The organism is Ruegeria sp. BB5, assembly GCF_056539405.1.
Window position 1 is genome coordinate 161,168 of record NZ_JBQFUX010000001.1, and the last position, 22,750, is coordinate 183,917.

The 22,750-nt window shown below is 58.8% G+C and carries 18 protein-coding genes and 1 tRNA gene; 10 read left to right on the plus strand and 9 right to left on the minus strand.

Translation table 11 applies throughout. The features are described from left to right. Positions 1–7: 7 nt before the first annotated feature. A complete protein-coding gene (gene putA, locus ACR0DL_RS00805) occupies positions 8–3,409 on the minus strand; it encodes a bifunctional proline dehydrogenase/L-glutamate gamma-semialdehyde dehydrogenase PutA (protein ID WP_480687134.1) in 3,402 nt (1,133 codons plus the stop codon). A gap of 102 nt (positions 3,410–3,511) precedes the next feature. Between putA and ACR0DL_RS00810 the strand changes: the two genes are divergently transcribed. Together ACR0DL_RS00810 and ACR0DL_RS00815 are read left to right on the plus strand one after the other, a co-directional pair. Beyond that, entirely contained in the window at positions 3,512–4,000 is a 489-nt protein-coding gene (locus ACR0DL_RS00810) for an Lrp/AsnC family transcriptional regulator (RefSeq protein ID WP_170347909.1), read from the plus strand. A 30-nt stretch (positions 4,001–4,030) separates the two neighbouring features. Next, on the plus strand, positions 4,031–4,594 hold the full coding sequence (locus tag ACR0DL_RS00815) for a tetratricopeptide repeat protein (RefSeq protein ID WP_480687136.1): 564 nt from the start codon (positions 4,031–4,033) through the stop codon (positions 4,592–4,594). Between the two features lie 39 nt (positions 4,595–4,633). Here ACR0DL_RS00815 and ACR0DL_RS00820 read toward each other — a convergent pair whose 3' ends face one another. The 7 genes from ACR0DL_RS00820 to ACR0DL_RS00850 form a co-directional block, all read right to left on the minus strand. Continuing rightward, positions 4,634–6,523, minus strand: a complete 1,890-nt coding sequence (locus ACR0DL_RS00820; RefSeq protein WP_480687138.1) for a PhoX family protein — start codon at positions 6,521–6,523, stop codon at positions 4,634–4,636. A 202-nt stretch (positions 6,524–6,725) separates the two neighbouring features. Beyond that, positions 6,726–7,721, minus strand: a complete 996-nt coding sequence (locus ACR0DL_RS00825; RefSeq protein ID WP_170347912.1) for an ABC transporter ATP-binding protein — start codon at positions 7,719–7,721, stop codon at positions 6,726–6,728. Further along, positions 7,718–8,752, minus strand: coding sequence for a Gfo/Idh/MocA family protein (locus ACR0DL_RS00830; RefSeq protein WP_480687140.1), 1,035 nt, complete (start codon positions 8,750–8,752; stop codon positions 7,718–7,720). The genes ACR0DL_RS00825 and ACR0DL_RS00830 overlap by 4 nt, the downstream gene beginning before the upstream one ends. After that, entirely contained in the window at positions 8,749–9,588 is an 840-nt protein-coding gene (locus ACR0DL_RS00835) for a carbohydrate ABC transporter permease (RefSeq protein ID WP_170347914.1), read from the minus strand. The genes ACR0DL_RS00830 and ACR0DL_RS00835 overlap by 4 nt, the downstream gene beginning before the upstream one ends. A gap of 10 nt (positions 9,589–9,598) precedes the next feature. Beyond that, positions 9,599–10,513, minus strand: coding sequence for a carbohydrate ABC transporter permease (locus ACR0DL_RS00840; protein WP_170347915.1), 915 nt, complete (start codon positions 10,511–10,513; stop codon positions 9,599–9,601). Positions 10,514–10,578: 65 nt separating this feature from the next. Beyond that, the gene (locus ACR0DL_RS00845) at positions 10,579–11,832 is read right to left on the minus strand and encodes an ABC transporter substrate-binding protein (RefSeq protein WP_480687142.1); all 1,254 of its coding nucleotides are present in this window, start codon (positions 11,830–11,832) and stop codon (positions 10,579–10,581) included. A 23-nt stretch (positions 11,833–11,855) separates the two neighbouring features. Continuing rightward, on the minus strand, positions 11,856–12,740 hold the full coding sequence (locus tag ACR0DL_RS00850) for an N-acetylmuramic acid 6-phosphate etherase (protein WP_480687144.1): 885 nt from the start codon (positions 12,738–12,740) through the stop codon (positions 11,856–11,858). A gap of 170 nt (positions 12,741–12,910) precedes the next feature. Here ACR0DL_RS00850 and ACR0DL_RS00855 point away from each other — a divergent pair, with 170 nt between their 5' ends. The 8 genes from ACR0DL_RS00855 to ACR0DL_RS00890 all read left to right on the plus strand — a co-directional run bounded on the left by ACR0DL_RS00855 (position 12,911) and on the right by ACR0DL_RS00890 (position 21,817). Beyond that, positions 12,911–13,786, plus strand: a complete 876-nt coding sequence (locus ACR0DL_RS00855) for a glucosamine kinase nucleotide-binding domain-containing protein (RefSeq protein ID WP_480687146.1) — start codon at positions 12,911–12,913, stop codon at positions 13,784–13,786. Continuing rightward, the gene (locus ACR0DL_RS00860) at positions 13,773–14,522 is read left to right on the plus strand and encodes a GntR family transcriptional regulator (protein ID WP_480687148.1); all 750 of its coding nucleotides are present in this window, start codon (positions 13,773–13,775) and stop codon (positions 14,520–14,522) included. Before ACR0DL_RS00855 ends, ACR0DL_RS00860 begins: the two co-directional genes overlap by 14 nt. A gap of 18 nt (positions 14,523–14,540) precedes the next feature. Continuing rightward, positions 14,541–15,569 carry an SIS domain-containing protein gene (locus ACR0DL_RS00865; protein WP_480687150.1) on the plus strand — a complete coding sequence of 343 codons (1,029 nt, stop codon included), beginning with the start codon at positions 14,541–14,543 and terminating at the stop codon, positions 15,567–15,569. Further along, positions 15,566–16,702 (plus strand): N-acetylglucosamine-6-phosphate deacetylase, encoded by a 1,137-nt coding sequence (nagA, locus tag ACR0DL_RS00870; protein WP_480687152.1) that lies wholly within the window; start codon positions 15,566–15,568, stop codon positions 16,700–16,702. Before ACR0DL_RS00865 ends, nagA begins: the two co-directional genes overlap by 4 nt. A 108-nt stretch (positions 16,703–16,810) precedes the next feature. Next, positions 16,811–16,885, plus strand: a tRNA-Gly gene (locus ACR0DL_RS00875). Between the two features lie 128 nt (positions 16,886–17,013). Continuing rightward, positions 17,014–18,834, plus strand: coding sequence for an ABC transporter transmembrane domain-containing protein (locus tag ACR0DL_RS00880; protein ID WP_480687154.1), 1,821 nt, complete (start codon positions 17,014–17,016; stop codon positions 18,832–18,834). 157 nt (positions 18,835–18,991) lie between these two features. Further along, a complete protein-coding gene (locus ACR0DL_RS00885; protein ID WP_480687156.1) occupies positions 18,992–20,881 on the plus strand; it encodes an acyl-CoA synthetase in 1,890 nt (629 codons plus the stop codon). Positions 20,882–20,893: 12 nt separating this feature from the next. Beyond that, positions 20,894–21,817 (plus strand): alpha/beta hydrolase, encoded by a 924-nt coding sequence (locus ACR0DL_RS00890; RefSeq protein WP_480687158.1) that lies wholly within the window; start codon positions 20,894–20,896, stop codon positions 21,815–21,817. A 4-nt stretch (positions 21,818–21,821) separates the two neighbouring features. On the opposite strand, the gene ACR0DL_RS00895 is transcribed toward ACR0DL_RS00890, so the two are convergent. Beyond that, entirely contained in the window at positions 21,822–22,658 is an 837-nt protein-coding gene (locus ACR0DL_RS00895) for an alkaline phosphatase family protein (protein WP_425081062.1), read from the minus strand. Positions 22,659–22,750: the final 92 nt, after the last annotated feature.

Consider the following 22,750-nt stretch of genomic DNA (forward strand, 5'->3'; position numbering starts at 1 on the left):
GGTACGGTTACGCCGCACCTCCCAACAAGGCCGCATTGCCTCCGGCGGCGGTGGTGTCGACGCAGACGTGACGCTCGCCCAGAACCCGCGCCCGGTCAGGCTGACCGGGGATCAGCGGCAGGATCGGGCCGTCGCGGCGGGCCAGGTGGCGTTCGATCTCGCGGGCGGTTTCGTCATCTCCCCACCACAGAACTCCTGAGATATTGGTGATGTTCTCTAGCCTGTGCAGGTCCACCATGCCGGTCGCTAGAATGGCGGTGCCGCCCAGGGCTGCGACTGCTTCGGCCTGCGCTTGTGCGGCCTCGGGTCCTGGCCCCATGCACAACAATGGCGCGCGGGGGAATTCACTCAGTCGGTTGGATTCGCCGGTCGGGCCGGGCAGGGATTGCGTGCGTACGGCAGCAGGCTGGCCTTGCGGATCGGGTAGATCGCCCATCGTGTTGTTCCAATTCGCCGTGCTGTGTTGACGATCCGGAGCACAGAAGCGTGCCATGTAGTTCGGCCCACCCGCCTTGGGTCCGGTGCCCGACAGACCTTCGCCGCCAAAGGGCTGAGATCCCACGATCGCACCAATCTGGTTGCGGTTGACATAAATGTTGCCCGCGTGAACGGCCTCGGTGATGTGTTGCACCCGGTCATCGATGCGGGTGTGCAGGCCGAAAGTCAGCCCAAAACCCGTGGCATTGATGTCGGCGATGACCTGATCAATCTCAGCAGCCTTGAAGCGGACGACATGCAGGACCGGGCCAAACACTTCACGCTCCAGTGCGCTGATACCGGGTATTTCGATCAGGGTAGGGGCGATGAATGTCCCTTCGGGGGGCGTGTTCAGTTCCTTCACCACCCGGCCTTCTGCGCGCGCTTGTGCGATGTGGTCCGCAATGCCTTGCAGCGCGTCCTGATCAATGACCGGGCCGCAGTCGGTCGACAAAAGCCATGGGTCACCGACCTGCAAAGCCTCCATCGCGCCGGTCAGCATAGTCAGCAAGTCGTCGGCGATATCTTCCTGCACATAGAGGCAGCGCAGGGCCGAGCATCTCTGACCCGCAGATTGAAATGCGCTTTCGATGATGGATTGCACGGCTTGTTCAGGCAGTGCGGTACTGTCCACAATCATGGCGTTCAATCCGCCGGTTTCCGCGATCAAAGGCGTGCCAGGTTTCAGGTTCTCTGCCATTGCTGAACGAATTTTCAATGCGGTGGCGGTCGAGCCTGTAAAGGCGACCCCAGACACGCGCGGGTCTGACGTCAACGCCGCCCCGACTGACGGCCCACCGGGCAGCAGTTGCAGAACGTCGCGCGGTACTCCGGCCTCGTGCAGCAGTTGGACAGCCCGGTGCGCGACCAAAGGCGTTTGCGGCGCAGGCTTGGCTAGAACGGCGTTGCCGGTGGCCAAAGCTGCCGAAATCTGCCCGGTAAAGATTGCCAGCGGAAAGTTCCAGGGGCTGATGCAAGTAAACGTGCCCGCTGGTTCAGCCGCGGGGATGTTAGCAGCATAATAACGAAGGAAATCGACCGCCTCGCGCAGTTCAGCGACCGCATCGGGAACCGATTTTCCGGCCTCTCGCGCCAGCAGAGCGAAAAGCTCACCATAATGTGCTTCGTACAGATCAGCTGCTGCATTCAATACCTGCGCCCGTTGTTCAGCCGGAGCATTCCACGGAGCCGCCGTGGCCAACGCAAGTTCGACATCCTGAGCGCTGGCCGGGGCGACCGCGCCCGGTCGGTCCTGCGAATGCGCCGGATTGGTGACGGGTTCGTCAGCGTCGGGATGCGCGTCTTGTGACAGAAGCGGCTGCGCGTACCAGTGATGTGCGCGAAATGCATCGCGGGCGGCGTCAATCCGATCGAGCGTCGGAGTGTGTTGCAGATCAAACCCTTTAGAATTGGGTCGCTCGGGTTGAAACAGTTCAGGGCCGGTTGGCAGTGCTGGCTTGGGCTCTTGAATGCTGTCGAACGGGTCCGAGGCGACCTCCTCGGGTGGCACATTTTCATCGACGATCTGGTTCACGAAGGATGAGTTCGCACCGTTTTCAAGCAAACGCCGCACCAGATAGGCCAAAAGATCGCGATGTGCTCCGACCGGAGCGTAAATTCGACAGCGAGTGTTGCTTTGATCACGAACGATCTGATGCAAAGTTTCGCCCATGCCATGCAAACGCTGAAACTCGAACGGTTGCGCGTCGGCCATATGCAGGATTGCGCTGACCGTATGGGCGTTATGGGTGGCGAATTGCGGGTAAATCCGGTCGGTCATCCCCAACAGCTTGCGGGCATTGGCGATGTACGAGATATCGGTCGCCGCCTTACGCGTGAAAACCGGGAAACCGTCGACACCCTCGACCTGCGCGCGCTTGACCTCGGTATCCCAATAGGCCCCTTTGACCAGCCGGACCATCAGTTTGCGGTCATGACGTTCTGCCATGTCATAGAGCGTATCCAACACGATCCCGGCGCGCGGTCCATATGCCTGAACCACGATGCCGAAACCATCCCAACCGGCCAATGCGGGTTCACCCATCACGGCTTCGATCACTTGCAGGGAAAGCGACAGTCGGTCGGCTTCCTCGGCGTCTACATTCAGGCCCATACCGGCGGCTTTGGCCAACAGACACAGGGCGCGCAGGCGAGGGACAAGCTCTTCCATCACCCGTTGTTCCTGCGCCAGTTCATAGCGCGGATGCAGGGCTGACAGCTTTACCGATATCCCCGGATTGGCCCGGATATCGTCATGGGTGCAGGCATCGGCAATGGCCGCGATGGCGCGGGAATAAGACAGGTGATAACGGGCGGCGTCAGCTTCGGTGCGCGCCGCCTCGCCCAGCATGTCGTAGGAATAGGTGTAACCCTTTGCCTCCATCCCGGCGGCCCGGTCCATGGCGGACTGGATAGTCTCACCCAGTACGAATTGACGGCCCATTTCTTTCATCGCGCGGCCAACGGCCGTACGGATCACCGGTTCGCCCAATCGTTTGATGGCCCCACGCAGGGCGCCGACGGGCGACGCTTTGCCCTCGTCCAGAACCTTTCCGGTCAGCATCAGCGCCCAAGTTGACGCGTTCACCAGCGAAGACGATGACTGCCCCAGATGTTTGCCCCAATCCGACGGTGCGATCTTATCCTCGATCAGCGCGTCGATGGTGTCGGCATCAGGGACGCGCAGCAGCGCCTCGGCCAGACACATCAGCGCGATGCCCTCGTCGGTGGACAGGCCGTATTCGGCCAGAAACACCTCCATCATGCCGGGCGAAGTACTGGACCGGATGTCACGCACCAACTGAGCCGCTGCTGCGCAGATCGCCGTGCGGTCGGCTTGGGGCAGGTTGGCATGTTCGACCAACTGATCCAATACTGCAGACTGGTCAGCATAGGTCTGGCCGTCGATATGGGTGCGCAGGCTGTGTGTCATGTATCCTCCGGGCTTTTGGGGAGTATACAGTCGATTTTTCAGGACAATCGCCTTAAGTTCAGAAAATGGTAGGCGAATGATCTGAAATTTCGAGGTTCAGCGATGCAAAAAGGTAATCCCGATCTGGATCGGTTCGACCGGTCGATCCTGGCGATTCTGGCCGAGGACGGGCGCATTTCGGTTGCCGACCTTGCGCGGCGGATCGGGTTGTCGAAATCTCCAACTCAAGCACGTGTGAAAAGACTTGAGGCCGAGGGTATCATCACCGGATACCGTGCCCTGCTGGACCCGATCCGTCTTGGTCTGGATCACGTCGCCTTTGTCGAGGTGCGCCTGACCGACACGCGCGAAAAGGCCCTGGCCGAGTTCAACGCGGCAGTGCGTAGGGTGGCCGAGATCGAGCAAGCCCATATGATTGCGTCAAATTTTGACTATTTGTTGAAAATTCGTACCGGCTCGATGTCGGAATACCGCGCGGTGCTGGCCGAGAAAATCTCATCCCTGCCGCATGTGGCCAACACATCGACCTTCGTCGCTATGGAAGCGGTGAAAGAGACGGGCGTGTCCGGTGCCATTGACGGGATGGGTTGACGAAAACCCCGCACGCATCACCATTGGGTCATGAAACAGATCACCTATGCCACCATCCTGTTAATAACATCCACAACAGCGCATGCCGATGAATGCCCTGTTGCGCCGGATCACAGCGCCGATGTCAGTGGCGTAATCGCCCAGATACAACAGGCCGAAAACGAACAGGCCGCCCGTCTCTTGTCGAACCAATTGTGGGAGTTTTGGACGGACGCACCTGATGAAAGCGCGCAGGCGGTTCTGGACCGAGGCATGACGCGCCGAAACGCATGGGATCTGCTGGGCGCTATCGAGGATTTCAACAAGCTGGTCGCCTATTGCCCGTCATATGCCGAAGGGTACAACCAGCGCGCCTTTGCGCATTATTTGCGGCAGGATTTTCAGGCCGCGTTACCAGATCTGGACAAGGCGATCGAACTGTCGCCTAACCATGTGGCGGCCATTAGCGGGCGCGCCCTGACCTTGTTGGGATTGCAAAGGATTGACGAGGCGCGCGAAGCTTTGAACCAAGCACTGAAACTGAACCCGTGGCTTTCGGAGCGTCATCTTCTGGCACCCGGAGGGCCACTGGCGCCTCCGGGTGAGGATATCTGACAAAACGCCCGAACTATAGAGTGGGGGCTTTTTTGACGTTTAGCCGATCAAACCGTTGTCGGAGCGCTTGATGGCGATGACCGATGATCGAGGTGTACCGCCATCGGGCCAGTTGCTGCCCGGATGCTGAATGCCCACAAACATGGTGCGCAGGTCGTTGGACCAGGCCAAGCCGGTGACCTCGCAACCATTGGGGCCCGTCATAAACCGTACGATTTCGCCGGTCACCGGGTCGCCGACCAGCATCTGGTTATTGCCATTGCCAGCAAAGTCACCCTCATTGTTGTCCTTACCGTCGGTCTGAATCCAGATCAGGCCAGTCGAGTCGATGACCATGCCATCGGGCGAGTTGAACAGGTTACCCTCATTCACATTCGGCGAGCCAGCGCGGTCGTCGGAATGCACCGTCGGGTTGCCCGCCATGACATAGAGATCCCAGTCAAACGTGTTTGCGGCGTGATCGTCATTCGAGGGTCGCCAGCGCACGATCTGACCGTACTTGTTGGCCTCACGTGGGTTGGCGGCATTGACCGACGTGTCGTCACCACCGGCATTCGGTTTGACACCACGGTTCTTGTTGTTGGTCAGGCAGCAATAGGCCTCGACCGCTACCGGGCTCGACGCCACCCATTCTGGGCGGTCCATAGTGGTGCCACCTACGGCAGACGCTGCCATGCGGGTAAAGATCCGGATTTCAGCATCATCCATGCCAGTCGTTTCCGGCGTCAGTGGCAGCCATTCGCCGGTCGCATCGTCGTTGAACTTGGCAACGTACAGCGTTCCGTCATTCAGCAAGCTCTCGGTTTCGCCACCCGGCTGATAGGTGTCGTTCGAGACGAACTTGTACAAGTACTCGCCGCGCTCGTCATCGCCCATATAGACAACCACACGGCCATCTGCGGCAAGTGTCACCTCGGCGTTTTCGTGTTTGAAGCGGCCCAGGCCGGTGTGTTTGACCGGCGTGCTGTTCGGCTTAGTTGGGTCGATTTCCACGATCCAACCCGCGCGGTGCGGTTCGTTTGGGTTTTTTGACGTGTCGAAACGCGGATCGAAAAGCTCATACCCGTTCCAGCTTTCGGCTTTGACACCGTAACGCTTGAAGCCGTCTGCCACCTTCTGGTCGTAGCTGGCGTTTTCATCGGACGATCCGAAATAGCCGTTAAAGTTCTCTTCGCAGGTCAGGTATGTGCCCCATGGCGTTTTACCCGCGCCACAGTTGTTCATGGTGCCCAGAGATGCGGTGCCGGTTGGGTCGGCCTGCGTCTTCAGCAGATCGTGACCTGCAGCGGGGCCTACGATCTTCATCGGCGTATTGTGGTGGATACGGCGATTGAATGGGCTGTCTTTGACAACCGACCAGCCATTGGGGCCTTCGGCGATCTCCATCACGGTCACACCCTGAATGTTTTGCAGCTTCAAAACATCGTCCGCGTTGGCGGGCACGCCTTCCTGCGCAGCTGGCATGTTGATCTTGCGGTTCGGGTATTCGTGGTTGATGGCGATCAGCTCGTGACCCCGGAACGAAAATGTCTCCATCCCATCAGTGTTTTCACCGAAGATACGGTCTGATTTGTCCAATGGGCCGCCATCCGTCAGGTCATAGCCATCGGCATCGGAAAACAGTGGATCGCCCCAACGCATCAGAATTTTCCACTCATACCCTTCGGGCACATGCACGGTGCCATCGGTCTGCGCAGCAATCGGCGTGAATGCAAAGCGCGACGTGGTGACGGCATGAGCGGCAGTCGACCCCATCAGACCCGCGCCCATAGCGGCAGCGCCTGATCCAAATGCTAGCACACCACCCAGAAAACCTCGGCGCGAAATGGCGCTTTCTACAACACGGTCAAAGTCGTTTTCTTCGGGGCGGGGGAAATGCAGCTCGTCCCAATCGTCGGCGGACAGGATGGTGGGATCAATGTCTTTCATGGATAGCTCCTGGCTGTCAGAAAATAGCAGATGAAAGGCAATTAGAATTTCTTTGTGACAGCTTGATAACAACCCCATTAAGGGAGAGGCCTGATCTTTCAGAATTTTGCGTTCAATGAAAAGGGAAGAGGCCTTTTCTCTGCGGGAATCCGCGCGTTCTGGTGCGCGATTGTTCCGCAGAAAACACGCGTGCCTGCGACATTTAGCGCAAACGCTGACCAGCTGCGTCGAACCGATAGGCTTTGTCAGCAGTATAGGCGAGCCGCAATTCCTGACCTTCGGAAATGGCGTGCTGACCGAATAGCCGCGCGGTCACGGATTGGTCGTGTATTTTGGCGATGACGTTTGTGTCGCCACCCAGTTTTTCAACGTGGCTGACCTGAGCTGTCAGCGGGCCGTCGTCGGACAGAAACAGGTCTTCGGGGCGGATTCCAATGATGTTCTGGCCGCTATCCCCCAACAGGCTTTCGGGTAGGAAATTCATAGACGGTGAGCCTAGAAATCCGGCAACGAACTGGTTTGCAGGGTTGTTGTACAGCTCCATCGGGCTACCGATCTGTTCCACCCGCCCGTCACGCAGAACGACGATCTTGTCGGCCAGTGTCATCGCCTCGGTCTGGTCATGAGTGACATAGATCATCGAGGCGTCCAGTGCCCGGTGCAGGTTCGCAATCTCGATCCGTGTGTTCATCCGCAAGGCGGCGTCCAGATTTGACAGCGGTTCGTCAAACAGGAACAGCTTGGGTTCCCGAACAATGGCGCGGCCGATAGCGACCCGCTGGCGTTGACCACCCGACAATTCAGACGGATAGCGATCCAGATAGGGCTCGAGGTTCAGCATCCGGCTGGCATTGGCAACGCGTTCCTCTATCACCGCTTTGGACTGCTTTTCCTGCTTCAGCGCCAGCGTCATGTTCCCGCGCACGCTGAGGTGCGGGTAAAGTGCATAGCTTTGAAACACCATAGCTATGCCACGCTTGGATGGCGGCACCAGATTGACCTGTTGACCACCGATATTGATTTCGCCCGAGGAGGCATCTTCGAGCCCCGCAATCACACGTAGCAGGGTGGACTTGCCGCAACCCGAGGGGCCGACGAAGACAACAAACTCGCCTTCTTCAACCTCAAGCGTGATGTCCTTGAGGACATGCACATTGCCGAAGGATTTGTTCACATTGCTCAGCGTCAGGGCGGTCATTTTGCGGGCTCCTCAAGGGAAACGGGCTGGCCGGTGCGGATGCTTTCATCCGCGGCCAGACAAATGGCGAGGGATTGAACGGCGTCATTCATATGACGGGTCAGGTCGATGTCTTCGGCGATTGCGCGCAGCATATAGGCTTGTTCGGCATCGCAGAGTTCCTGATGGCCGGGTTCATCGGGCATATCGATGGTTCGGTCACCTTGTGGCGTATGGACCAGAAGGCCGCCGACCTTTGTATGCCCATCAATATCGGAAGATGCGCCTTTATTGCCATCGGTGATCGAAACCGATCCGTTGGGCGACACGATATCTTTCACGAAAAAGGCTGTTTCAGACATCATTGGGCCCCATCCGGCCTCGTACCAGCCGACCGAGCCGTCATCGAAAACCACCTGAAACTGACCGTAATTGTACATGTCCTCGGCGATCTCATCGGATAGGCGCAGACCCATCCCATGAACCCGGACAGGCTGCGCGTCGGTGATCTGGCACATCACGTCCACATAATGCACGCCGCAATCGACAATAGGTGAGGTCGTTTGCATCAGCGCCTTATGCGTTTCCCACTCCGCGCCCGAGGATTGCTGGTTCAGGTTCAGACGGAACACATATGGCCCGCCGAGATTGCGCGCCTCGGTGATCAAGCGCATCCAAGACGGGTGGTGGCGCAGGATATAGCCCACGACCAGCTTGCGGTTCAGCCGCGTGGCGGTTTCCACCACCCGCCGCGCGTCAGCGACGTTGGTGGCTAGCGGCTTTTCGACGAAGACATGCGCGCCTGCCTGCATCGCCGCACAGGCGTAATCGGCGTGGCTGTCGGAATAGGTCGCGATCACAGCCAGATCGGGGCGGGTCTCATTCAGAGCAGTTTCGAAATCCGAATACGCTGGATAATCCGAAAGTTCGGTGTGATCTACGCGCCCGGATCGGTTCACCAGCCCGACGATTTGCGCATCGGGGTGGTGGTGATGGGCCAGCGCATGGCTTAGCCCCATATTGCCCAGACCTGTGATCAGTACACGGGTCATTTGACAGCTCCGGATGTGATGCCACGGATCAGTTGGCGCGAGAAGATGACGTAGAGAACCAGAACCGGCAGGATTGCCATCGACAGGGCGGACAAAACCGCGTTCCAGTCGGTCACGAACTGGCCGATAAAGACCTGACTGCCCAATGTCAGCGTTTTGGTTTCCTCAGCCGGGGCAAGGATCAGCGGGAACCACAGGTCATTCCAGATAGGGATCATGTTGAACACGGCTACAGTTGCCATTGCCGGACGAACCAGTGGCAGGACCAGTCGGAAAAAGATCGTGTATTCCGACAGACCGTCAATGCGACCTGCGTTTTTCAGGTCATCACTGACCTGCCGCATGAATTCAGACAGTATGAATACGGCCAGCGGTAACCCCTGCGCTGTGTAGACAAGGATCAGCGCCCACAGCGTGTTCACCAGCCCGGTCGCCACCATCATCTCAAGGATCGCCACAGTGCCGATGCGGATAGGGATCATGATCCCCAGCGCCAGATAAAGCCCCATGAGCAGGTTGCCTTTGAACTGGTATTCAGACAGCGCATAGGCCGCCATGGCGCCAAGCAGTAGGATGAAGAACAGCGATGCGACCGTGACGATCATCGAGTTCTGGAAGTAGAGGAAGAAATCCCCCTGCTTCATCACCGTCTCGTACCCGATCAGTGAAAAGCTGTCTGCGCTGGGTAGGGCCAGGGGTTCGCGAAAGATCGCGCGGCGGGTTTTGAAGCTGTTGATCAGAATGACAAAGACCGGGAACAGGGCGATCAGCGTATACAGGATCAACGCACCGTGCATCGCGGTGGTGTTGAAGGGATTTTGGCGTGCTTTGTTCATCCGTTCACCCTCACAGTTGATACCGGCGCATCCGGGTCTGGATGCCAAACAGATAGATGCAGACACCCACCAGGATGATGGCAAACATGGCCCCGGCGATGGCTGATCCCATATGGGGATCGCCCAGTTGCAATTGGAAGCCAAAGAAAGTGCGATACATGAATGTACCCAGAATATCTGTCGAGAAATCCGGCCCGGCCAGCGCGCCTTGAGACGCATAGATCAGATCGAACGCGTTGAAATTGCCTACGAAGGTTAGGATCGAGATGATCCCAATCGACGGTAGGATCAGCGGCAGCTTGATTTTCCAAAAGGCCGAGGCCCCGGTGATGCCGTCAATCTCACCTGCCTCAAGGATTTCTTCGGGTATGGTCAACAAGGCGGCATAGATCAGCATCATCGGTATGCCCACGAACTGCCAAACCGAGATCAGCGCCAGCGTGGTCAGGGCGTATTCCTCTTTTCCCAGCCACGGAGCGAACAGGGATTTCAGCCCAATCGCGTCCAGCATCGACGGAGCGATGCCCCAGATCGGCGACAGGATCAATTTCCAGGCGAAGCCGACAATCACAAAGCTGAGGATCGTAGGGATGAAGATCGCCGACCGGTACAAGGCCGCAAATCGAAGCCGTGGGTGGCTGAGAAGCGCGGCCAGTGCGATGCCAATGGGGTTTTGCACCAGCATATGGATCAGGAAAAACCAGAAGTTATTCCCCAGTGCATTCCAGAACTGTTCGGACCAGATCGGGTCAAAGAACAGCGTTCGAAAATTCTGTAGGCCTACGAACACACGGGTCTGATCGACCTCGGTAAACAGCGCCAGACGCAGCGTGTTGAACAGCGGAAAGATCATAACCGCGGTATAGACCAGCACGGCCGGTGCCAGAAACACGACGATATGCCAGCGGAAGCGGGGGCGGTTCATTGGACTGCTTTCAATGGGGTGTCGGGTTTACCCGGGCGATCACCGCCGCCCGGGTATGATTGGGTTTACTGGTGTGGTGCGTACCAGGAGGCGAGACCTTCCTGCAATTCTGCACCCAGATCCTCGGGGGATTTGGCGCCTTTGATGGCGGCAACCGATGCGCCCCAGGTTTCATTTTCAAGGTTCGGTGTACCGCGCGACAGGATTTGATAGGTCGAGCGGATGGTCGATTCACACTCGTCGCGCCAGCCCACGATTTCCTTGGCCAATGGATCTTGCAATTCGACAGGCGTGTTGGAAAGTGGGAAGAAGCCGGGGAGGGCATTGCCGAAAATTTCTGCAAATTCCGGGCTTGCGACCCAGGTCAAGAATGTCTCGGCGGCCTCGGGATGTTCAGTCGCGGCGTTCATGCCGATGCCGATATCGGTGTGGTCCGAAATATAACAGGTGTCGCCAGCGTTACGGACTGGCGGCTTGAATGCACCCATCTCAAAATCGGCCTGTGTGTTGAAGCCCGAGATTTCCCATGAGCCTGCGGGATAGATCGCCGCGCGACCTAGTGTGAAGATGTTCTGACTATCGGGATAGGTCTGTGCCTCATACCCGTCGCCCAGATACTCACCCCAGCGTGCCAATGTGGCATAAGGGGCTGTCCATGCCTCATCGGTAAGCTTTTGCTCACCCGCGATCAGGGCCTGACGGCCTTCCTCGCCCTTCCAGTAGTTCGGGCCGATGTTGTTGTAACCCATAGTGGCGGCTTCCCACTGGTCGTTGGTACCCATTGCCATCGGAATATAGGTGCCATCTTCCCGAATCTTGTCGAGCGCGGCAAAGAACTCATCCTCGGTCGTTGGAACTTCGATCCCAAGTTCAGCAAATGCGTCTTTGTTATATATGAACCCATGAATTACCGAAGCCATCGGAACGCAGAATGTGACCGCGCCATCATCCGTCTGCCAGGCCGATTTTGCCACGTCCGAGAAGTTACTCATCGCATCGACTCCGGACAGATCGGTAAGGTGTCCTGCATCATACAGCGCCAAAGAGGCGTCAAAGGGGCGGCAGGTGATCAGATCACCGGCTGAACCCGCATCCAGTTTCGAGTTCAAAACGGCGTTATACTCTGCCGGTGCTGACGGGGTGAAATCGATCTTGATTCCGGGGTGCTGCGCTTCGAACGCGGGAATGATCTGGTCCTGCCACAGGGTCAGGTCATCATTGCGCCAGCTTTCGATGGTCAGGGTTACGTCTTCGGCATAGGCAGTTGTGGCTATCAGGGTTGTCCCCAATAAGGCCAGCTTAAGGCTTTTATGTTTCATCTCTCTCTCCCGTTATTTAGTTGTTAATCCTTAGCCAATGCTGCGGTCAGAACTCCGTTCGTGGTTCGCAGGCGAGCATCCGCTTGCGCCAACGACAGGTCTTGTGCGGCAATCAGAATGGCGGGTTTTACGTCGCCATGCGCAACGTTCAGTGCGTTTTGCGCCGTTTCTGTATCCACTTCGGCGATGCGGGCGACGATCCCGGCGGCGCGGCCCCGCAGTTTGTCGTTGTCGGCACGTAGATTGACCATCATGCCGCCATGCACATGGCCAAGCTCAACCGCCATAAGCGAAGACAGCATGTTCAGCGCAATCTTCTGCGCTGTTCCAGCGCCCATGCGTGTGGAGCCTGAGATCAGCTCGGGCGGCGTCGCCAACAGGATGGGAATGTCAGCGCCCAGCAGCAAGGGGCTGCCGCCGTTATTGGCGATACTGATCACAGTTGCGCCCTTGGTGCGGGCGATGTTCATGGCAGCCACGGTGTACGGCGTAGAGCCGCTTGCTGAAACCGCAATCACCGTGTCTTTGGCTTGTAAGCTGTCCAAGGCTTGTTCCAACCCTTCGGTCGCATCCTCGGCCCCGCCCGGCATTTCAACCCCGGTGGGCAGGCCACCTGCCATATGTATGCGCAGACGGGCAGGGGGGATCGAGAATGTGCCGCCCAGCTCTTGCGCGTCAGCAGCTGCCATCAGGCCAGATGACCCGGCGGCCACAAAGTGCAATATCCCCTCTGCGCGAATGGTTTCTGCCATGGCCTTGGCGCCCCGGACGATGTTGTCCTCGGCGTCGCGAACGGCTGCGGCAGCTTTGATTTGACCTTCGGCCAACGCGCGAGCCGAAGTGGCCAGATCGCCTGGTGACAGGCGCGCGGCATCAGGGTGTAATTGTTCGGTTGACGGCAGCGCCAAGAGAATCCTCCCACGTTTCCCTAATACAATACCTATCTAATACCACTTGTCTAGAATTTTATTTCTGACTGAGACTTATCGAGGTAATTCATCCGCTTAGTTGGCGATGTGGCCATTCAGCGCTGAATTTGGCCTTTTCTATCGCTGAAAGGTATTATAATGGTATTGCTATGAATGAGTCTCGAGATAATGCTGTGTTGGCCGTTGATGGCGGGGGGACGCGATGCCGCGTCGCCTGTGAAATCGGGGGTGTGGTCCATAGCGTCGAGACCGGAGCGGCCAATGTTTCGACCGATTTTGACAGCGCGCTGGCGCAGATTCGGGCTGGGTTGGATCAATTGTCGCGTCAGATCGAGGTGACCATAGGGGATTTAATCGCTCTGCCTGCTTTTGTGGGACTGGCGGGCGTTACTGATGCCGCGATCGCAGGGCGGTTGCGGGATGCGCTGGGTCTGACCTGCGCGCGGGTCGAAGATGACCGGCCCGCCGCCGTGCGGGGGGCATTGGGCGCGCAGGACGGTTTGATCGCGCATTGCGGCACCGGGTCTTTTCTTGCGGTGCAGGCGGATGGCGCGATGCGTTTTGCCGGAGGTTGGGGTTCGATTCTGGGGGATGAGGCCTCGGCCCAGTGGGTTGGGCGCAGTGCCTTGGCTGAGACGCTGCGTGCATATGATGGCACGCAAGCCGAAACCGATCTGACGCAAATGCTGTTGGCTGACCTTCAGGGCCCGGCTGGTATTGTGCGCTTTGCTAGAACGGCCACGCCCGCACAATTCGGAGTGCTCGCACCTACAGTGACGTCCGCTGCGAAAAAGGGCGATGCGGTTGCCGTACATATTCTACGAGCGGGGGCTGGCTATATCGCGGATACCGCCAAACAGTTGGGCTGGCAGGCGGGTCAGACGATCTGCCTGACCGGTGGGATTGCGGGGCAATATGCGCACTATTTACCTGATGACATGCAATCGGCCATTCGCCCCTCGCTGGGTGAGCCGCTGACCGGGGCCTTGGCCCTTGCGAAGGAGATCCGACATGAACATCTCTGACTTCCTGCGTGCCGATTTGTGGCTGAGCCCGGACAAAGGGCCGCGCTATGTTCAGCTAAGGCACAGGCTGCAAGAGGGGATCGACACCGGCGTGTTGCCTCCGAATTCCTCGCTGCCGTCGGAACGTGAGCTGGTTGAAATCACCGATCTTTCGCGCGTTACCGTTCGTAAAGCGATTCAGGAACTGGTGCAGGAAGGTGTGATCGAACAACGTCAGGGGTCAGGCTCGTTCATTCGCGAACGTGTGGCGCGGGTCGAACAATCGCTGACTCATTTGACCTCGTTCACCGAGGACATGTCGAGTCGCGGTATGCAGACCACCTCAAAATGGTTGGAACGCGGCGTCTTTGCACCTACCCCCGAGGAGGTCCAAGCCCTGAGCCTGAAAGAGGGCGAGCAAATTTCCCGAATCTATCGCCTGCGCGAGGCAAATGGCCGCCCGCTGGCGCTGGAACGTGCTGCGCTGCCGCTGGATATCCTGCCAAACCCGATCGAGGTGACGACCTCGCTCTATGAGGTGCTAGACGGTCTGGGGCGACGACCAGTGCGCGCGGTGCAGAAGATATCGGCCCTTAACCTCGCAGCGCGAGAGGCTGAGTTGCTGGAGGTGCCCGAAGGGGCCGCCGGACTGAACATCGAACGCGTTTCATTTCTTAAAAACGGGCGGGTCGCGGAATTGACCCGATCCCTCTATCGAGGCGACACCTATGACTTTGTCGCCGAATTGCGGCTGTAGCCGGAAAGGCAAGTGAGCATGTCAGAACACAGTTCGAAAATGCGTCAGGAGGTTTTGGAAATCCCCGACGCCGTTGACCGATTGCTAAGCCAGGGTGCCGCCAATATTCAGGATGCGGCAAGGCGGGTGAAAGAGGCCGATCCCCGGTTTCTGATCACAGTGGCGCGGGGGTCGTCGGACCACGCTTGCGCGTATTTGAAATACGCTGCCGAATTGTTGCTGAACCTGCCAGTGGCCTCGGTCGGGCCGTCGGTCAGTTCGATCTATGGGTCTGATCTGCGTGCGGCTGGGGCGGTGTGCCTTTCGGTGTCGCAATCGGGCCAAAGTCCAGACATTGTAGGGATGACCCGAACGCTGAAATCTTCGGGCGGGGTGACGGTTGCGATCACCAACAACACGGCCTCGCGCCTTGCTGAAGTGACGGATGCGGTCTTGCCCCTGCACGCAGGGCCGGAACTGAGTGTCGCTGCGACCAAAACTTTTGTCACCTCGCTTGTGGCGGGGTTGTGGTTGTTGGCTGAAATCAAGGGGGATGGTGATTTGACGGCCGCGATCCGATCCTTGCCCGGTCATTTGGGGCAGGCCGCGCAATGCGATTGGTCGGCGGCGGCTGATGCAATCACCGGCCGGTCACTGTTTACGCTGGGCCGCGGTCCGTCCTTTGCGATGTCCAATGAAGCTGCTCTGAAAATCAAGGAAACCTGCCAGATTCACGCCGAAAGCTATTCGGCGGCCGAGGTTCTGCATGGTCCGGTCTCAATCGTTGAACAGGGGTTTCCCGCCATCGTTTTTGCCGCCGCAGATGCCGCCGAGCAAACGACAGCCGAGGCGGCTGATGCGTTGGCAGGCAAAGGTGCGGCTGTTTTCGCGGCCACTGATAAGGTCACCAAAGCGCATAGCCTACCGGCAACCCGAACCGATCACTGGTTGACTGATCCCATTGCCACGATCACGTCTTTTTACAGCATGGTCGAAGCCGTGGCGCAGGCGCGCGGGATCGACCCAGACACTCCGCGCCATCTGAGAAAGGTGACAGAGACGGTATGACCTCAGACTCCATGACATTTCGCAATGGTGCCCTGTTCGATGGAGAGCGCCTGCATTTTGATCAGGTCATGACCTTTCGCAACGGCGTCCTTGCCGCGCTTGCGGCTGAGGAGACCGCACAGATCGAAGGGCAAGTCATCGACCTGAACGGGGATATCTTGTGCCCCGGCTTCGTCGACCTGCAGGTGAACGGCGGTGGCGGCGCGATGTTCAACGACGACCCCTCGGTTGATTCGATCCGGCAGATCGCCGAAGCGCATCGCCGTCTAGGTGTGGCGTCCTTGCTGCCGACACTAATCACCGACACGCCCGAAAAAACCGAAGCCGCCGTTGCAGCCGCGATAGAGGCGGTTCGCGCGGGGGTTCCGGGTGTGGCTGGGCTGCATCTTGAAGGGCCACACCTGTCGGTGGCGCGAAAGGGGGCGCATGACGGGGCGCTAATTCGCCCGATGGAGGGCGCGGACCTGACCATGCTGATTGCGGCAGCAGAGCAATTGCCGTGCCTGAAGGTGACCCTTGCGCCCGAATCCGTGTCCCTGCAGCAAGTGCAAGCTTTGTCGGACGCCGGGATTCTGGTGTCGCTAGGGCATAGCAATGCAGATTTCGAGACGTGTCAGCGTTATGCCGCGGTGGGCGCGCGCTGCGTCACACACCTTTTCAACGCCATGAGCCAACTGGGCAGCCGCGAACCTGGTCTGGTGGGTGCGGCACTGGCGACGGGAGGGCTGTCGGCGGGGTTGATCGCCGACGGTATCCATGTCCACCCCGAGGTTATCCGCTCGGCCTGGGCTGCCAAGAAAGCGCCCGGCCAGATATTTCTCGTCAGCGATGCAATGGCTGTTGCGGGTACGGATCAGGCCGCGTTCGAGCTGGAGGGTCGCCGGATCACGCGGACGGACGGACGCCTGACACTTGAGGATGGAACGCTGGCCGGGGCCGATTTGGACTTGACCACTGCGATCCGCATTCTGGTCATACATGCTGACGTGCCGCTTAAGGAGGCGCTGGCTGCAGCCACGACCTATCCGGCGTCTCTGATCGGCCAGCCGGTTACGCAACCGCTGCGTGCCGAGTCGATGATCCGGATTTCCTCGGACCTCGAATCCTGTTCTTGGATATGTTCACAGGGTTGAGGGAAGGGCGTCTGTCTCCTGCATTAGAACGCGATTACAGAAATTGATTTCCTGCGCCGAACGGCGCTTGACGACACCAGACGCATCCCTTAAACCGACCTGCGCTGAGCGGGCGTCGTATACTGGCTATTACCTCAGCCTTCCAAGCTGATGAAGCGGGTTCGATTCCCGCCGCCCGCTCCAAATCAGCCCCGAAATTCTGCGTCAAATGGCCCTTACAGGCCGTGAATTGGTGACGCGCTGCTTGACCCCGCCGTCTGCTGCCGCCAAGAAGCGACCACCTGATTGCGAATTTGAACTAAGGGCCACGCATGGCAAGAACCGCCCCAGCCAGTCCAGCACAACAACCCGCACCCGGCGCCAGTGAAGAGCGCGCCCGGTCCAAGAAAATTGGCGTTCTGGCGTCGTTGTGGCCCTTCATGCGCCCCTATCGGATGTTGATGGCCGGGGCGACACTGGCGTTGGTGCTGACGGCAAGCATGACCCTTGCGCTGCCACTGGCCGTGCGCCGTGTGGTTGACAATTTCCGCATCGAAGATGGCGAGTTGTTAGAGTGGTACTTTCTGGCCGCGCTGGGCATCGCCGGGGTTCTGGCCGTGGGCACCGGCCTGCGCTATGCGCTGGTGACCCGGCTGGGCGAACGGGTGGTCGCCGATATCCGCGAGGCCGTGTTCGACCGCGTCATCGGAATGAGCCCCGAATTCTACGAACGTATCATGACCGGCGAGGTCCTGAGCCGGATAACCACCGACACGACGCTGATCCAGTCAGTGCTTGGCTCGTCTGTGTCCATCGCGCTGCGCAACATGTTGTTGTTCTTCGGCGGGCTGGTGTTGATGCTGCTGACATCGGCCAAGCTGACAGGTTTGGTTTTGTTGTTGATCCCGGTGGTGGTGGTGCCGATTTTGGTGCTGGGGCGCCGCCTGCGGGTGATCAGCCGCGAAAATCAGGACTGGATCGCAGCCTCGTCCGGTAATGCAGGTGAGGCACTGAGCGCGGTGCAAACCGTGCAAGCCTTTACTCATGAACAGGCCAGCCGCAAGCAATTCGCGGATATGACGGAAACGTCCTATGTCGTTTCGCTGCGGCGTATTCAGACGCGCGCGGTTCTGACCGTTATCGTCATCTTTTTGGTTTTTTCGGGCATTGTCGGTGTGTTGTGGATGGGCGCAAATGATGTCCGCAACGGCGTGATGACCGAAGGCGTACTGATCCAGTTCGTGATCTATTCGATTATCATGGCGGGTTCTGTGGCGGCCTTGTCTGAAATCTGGAGTGAATTGCAGCGCGCCGCAGGCGCAACTGAACGACTGGTGGAATTGCTGAATGCACAGGACACCGTCACCGATCCGTCCAATCCCAAGACGCTGCCATTACCGGTTCGGGGTGAGATCCGCTTTGACGATGTGACCTTCCGCTATCCGTCACGCCCCGATGTTGTCACGCTGGAACATCTGTCATTGCAGGTTAACCCCGGCGAGACGGTTGCATTTGTCGGCCCCTCGGGAGCGGGGAAGACAACCGTCATCCAGATGATCCAGCGGTTTTATGATCCGGTCTCGGGGCAGGTCAGTCTTGATGGCGTCGATCTACGTGACATCGACCGGGCCGAGTTCCGCCGCCACATGGCGCTGGTGCCTCAGGACCCGATCATCTTTGCCTCTTCAGCGCGTGAAAACATCCGGTTTGGTCGTCTGGACGCCACCAATGCCGAGGTTGAGGCCGCCGCCCGGGCCGCCGCCGCACACGATTTCATTTCGGCCTTGCCCGAAGGTTACGACAGTTTCGTTGGTGAACGGGGTGTGATGCTGTCTGGCGGGCAAAAGCAACGTATCGCCATCGCTCGTGCGATCCTGCGGGACGCGCCGGTACTGCTGTTGGACGAGGCGACCTCGGCGCTGGATGCCGAAAGCGAGCGTGCGGTTCAAGGCGCTGTCGATCAGATGCGCGCCGGGCGCACCACGTTGATCGTGGCGCACCGGCTGGCGACGGTGAAAAAGGCTGACCGGATCGTGGTGATGGAGGCCGGCCGTATCGTGGCGCAGGGCACCCATGACGATCTGGTGGCACAGGACGGCCTGTATGCCAGATTGGCGCGTCTGCAGTTCACCGACGGCATGGCGGCAGAATAAAGTGACGCGGGGGCAGGGCAATTCGCTCCGCAGCGTAATTCTACCTCTTTCCGGGCTTCACAGCTAAGCCCTTTCTTGATCATGCACGGTTTTGCTTCCATCTTGGCGGTGGATACAAAACCCGTGCCGGACACGGGAGAGATAAGGGAGGAGTCATATGGCCTTTGTGGGTTTGGAAGACAAGGCAAGGATGGAGCAGGAAATGCCGTGGGAGGACCGCGATGTTCCGGTCACCTTCCATCAGTTGTTGTCGCGCACGGCAAGCAAGTTCCCCAACAGCAATGCGATCAGTTTTCAGCTTTTGTCCGGGCCGACCGACAAGGCCGAAACGCTGACCTGGTCCGAGCTGCTGGGTAAGGTCAACCAGGCCGCTAACCTGTTCCGCTCGCTCGGGATCGGTGAAAAGGATGTGGTGGCCTACGTGCTGCCCAACAGTAACGAGACGCTGATCACCATGATGGGTGGCGCGGTTGCAGGGATCGTGAACCCTATAAACCCGTTGCTGGAGCCCGAGCAGATAGCCGCGATCCTGCGCGAAACCGGCGCCAAGGTCGTGGTTACGCTGAAATCCTTCCCCAAGGCCGATGTGGCGCAAAAGGTCGAAGAGGCCGTGCGCCATGCGCCCAACGTCAAAACCATTCTTGAGATCGACCTCAACCGCTATTTGACGCCACCGAAATCCTGGCTGGTTCCGCTCCTGCGTCCCAAGATGGGCGACAAGGAACATCTTGCGCATGCGGATTATAAGAGCTTCAACAAGGAACTGGCCAAACAGCCTACTACGCTGACCTTCGAGGACAGCACCGAAGATCGTGTCGCCTGCTATTTCCACACCGGCGGAACCACCGGTATGCCCAAGGTGGCGCAGCATAAATACTCGGGCCTGATCTACAACGGCTGGCTTGGAAACACGCTGTTGTTCTCGGACGAAGACGTGATCATGTGCCCGTTGCCGATGTTCCACGTTTTCGCTGTGCATGTGATCGTGATGGCCGCGGTGTCGTCGGGCGCGCATGTGGTCTTCCCAACCCCTGCCGGGTATCGGGGCGATGGCGTGTTTGATAACTTCTGGAAGTTGATCGAGCGCTGGAAGGTCAGTTTCATCATCACCGTCCCCACCGCGATTGCCGCCAAGATGCAACGCCCGGTGGATGCCGATATCTCAAGCGTGAAAACAGCCTTCTCGGGTTCGGCCCCGCTGCCGGTCGAACTGTTCCGCCGGTTCGAAGAAGCGACGGGTGTGACCATCGTCGAAGGCTATGGACTGACCGAGGCAACCTGTCTGGTGTCGTGCAACCCGGTGGATGGCGAAAAGAAAATCGGATCGATCGGGATTCCATTCCCCTATACGGATGTGAAAATCCTGCAGGACGGGCCGGACGGCCCCAAGGAATGCGGCGCGGATGAGATCGGTGAAATCTGTATCTCGAATCCCGGCGTCTATGCGGGCAACACCTATACCGAGGCGGACAAGAACGTTGATCTGTACCATTTCGACAAGTACCTGCGCACAGGCGATCTGGGTCGGTTTGACGACGATGGGTATCTGTGGATCACGGGCCGCGCCAAGGACCTGATTATTCGCGGCGGCCACAATATCGACCCAGCCGAAATCGAAGAGGCTTTGCTGGGCCACGATGCCGTTGCCTTTGCCGGCGCTATTGGTCAGCCCGACGCGCACTCGGGCGAGGTGCCCTGCGCCTTTGTCGAACTGGTCGACGGGGCCAGTGTGACCGAGAAGGAATTGATGGAGTATTGCGGCGTGCATGTTCACGAACGTGCGGCAAGACCCAAGCACATGACCATTCTGGACGAATTGCCGAAAACCGCCGTGGGTAAGGTCTTTAAACCCGAACTACGCAAGCAGGCAATCACCCGCATCTATAATGGCGCGCTGGAAGAGGCCGGGCTGGACGCGCGCGTCGTATCCGTGCTTGACGACAAAAAGCGCGGGCTTGTCGCGCAGCTTGACGCGAACGGCTGCTCGGACGACGATGTCGGTAAGGTGCTGGGAACGTTTACCCGGCCATGGGAATGGGCTGCCTGACCGGGAGGGACAATGGATTATGAACGTCTGATTGATGAAGAGACTTGGGCGTTCATTAGACGAACGGCTGAAAGCTATCCTGATGACGCTGTCGACCTTTCGATCGAAGATCAGCGCCGCGTCTACAACCGGATGTGTCAGGACTTTCGCCAACCCCGGCCTGTAGGTCTGGATGTGCAGGACAGGTCCGCCAATGGCGTGCCTGTCCGGGTTTACACCGCCGGAGATCCGACCCGAACCGTCGTCTATTTTCATGGCGGCGGTTTCGTCGTTGGTGGGCTGGATAGCCATGATGACGTTTGTGCTGAGATTTGCGTTCAGACCGGGTATCGGGTTGTTGCCGTAGACTATCGCCTGTGCCCCGAACATGTGCACCCGGCACAGTTTCAGGACAGCTGGACCGCAACGAATTGGGTGGTGCAGGAATACGGCGACCCGTTGATTTTGGCCGGTGACAGCGCGGGTGGCAATCTGGCCGCCGCGGTGGCGCAGCATGCACGGGGGCGGCTTGATGGAGTGCTGGGGCAGGTCCTAATTTATCCCGGTCTGGGCGGGGACACATCCACAGGGTCATATATCGAGCACGCCCAGGCACCGCTTTTGACGCTGGAAGAAATTCGGTTCTACGAGAAAGTGCGCTGTGGCGGACCTGCGCCGCAGAACGATCCCACGTTTGCGCCGCTGCAGGATAAAGATTTCTCGGGCCTGCCGCCTACTGTGGTGGTCACCGCCGATTGCGATCCGTTGCGCGACGATGGCCTGGCCTATTGCACTAAGATCACCGAAGCGGGCGGGAGGGCGCATTGGGTGAATGAGCCCGGCCTTGTGCACGGGTACCTGCGGGCGCGCACCTCAGTGAAACGCGCTGCAGACAGTTTTGAACGGATATCAGTTGCGATCGAGGCGCTGGGCCAGCAGATCTGGCCCTACGATTGATCCGTTACTTCAGGAAAGGCTTGGCTTTCATCGTCTCGGCGATCGGTGCGCCCATGCGGTTCAGGATCGTGGGTGCCAGTTGCAGCTGGTCGATCACCGCATCAGCCTTGGGGCCTTCGGCATCGCCGAAATAATACAATGCAGTTTCCTGCTGAAGCGGGCTGCGCCCGCCATGATGGCCACGTTCGTCCTGACCGTGATCGGCGGTCACGATGACCTCATACCCCAGTTGCCGCCAGCGCGGGATGAAAGGGGCCAGCATTTCGTCCATGACAAAACAGGCGTGGTCCATTTCCTCGCAGTCGTGATGAAACCGGTGGCCCATACTGTCCAGCGTGCAAGTGTGCAGGACGCCGTAATCCAGCCCAAAGCGCAGGCACAGATTGGTCAGAGTGCCAAACAGATCAACGTCCGACGGCGTCATCTGGTTCACTTTGCTGTAGCCGGTCATCGAGTGGAACCGGCCATGGTTGATCGTTTTGCTCTCGGGCTCGTCATATTCGACGTCACGGACATAATCGAACGGGTGACGGTTGAAGAATTGCGACCAAAAGCTGTGGGTCACCGCCCCGGTCACGCCGCTCGCTTCGCGGACTTGGCTGAAGACGTCCTTGTGGCTTAGGCGGAAGACGTTGCCGTTGCCGGTACAGCCATGTTCCTGCGGCGTGACGCCGGTGTGGATCGAGGCATAGCAACTGGCCGAGATCGATGGCAGCACCGCGCGATGCTTCCAAACCTGCGCCTCGCCACTGTCGACCCACCCTTCCAGATTGCCGAACAGGCGGCGAAAATTGCGCCACGGAACACCGTCTAGAATGATGAGGAGGAGTTTTCGGTCCATTCCCTGACCCTTTCTTAAAGTCCCTCAGGCGACCCTAGGGGATTCGTTGCATATGGGCTGCCTGTTCCCGCCCCCAATAGCAAAATCCCGAC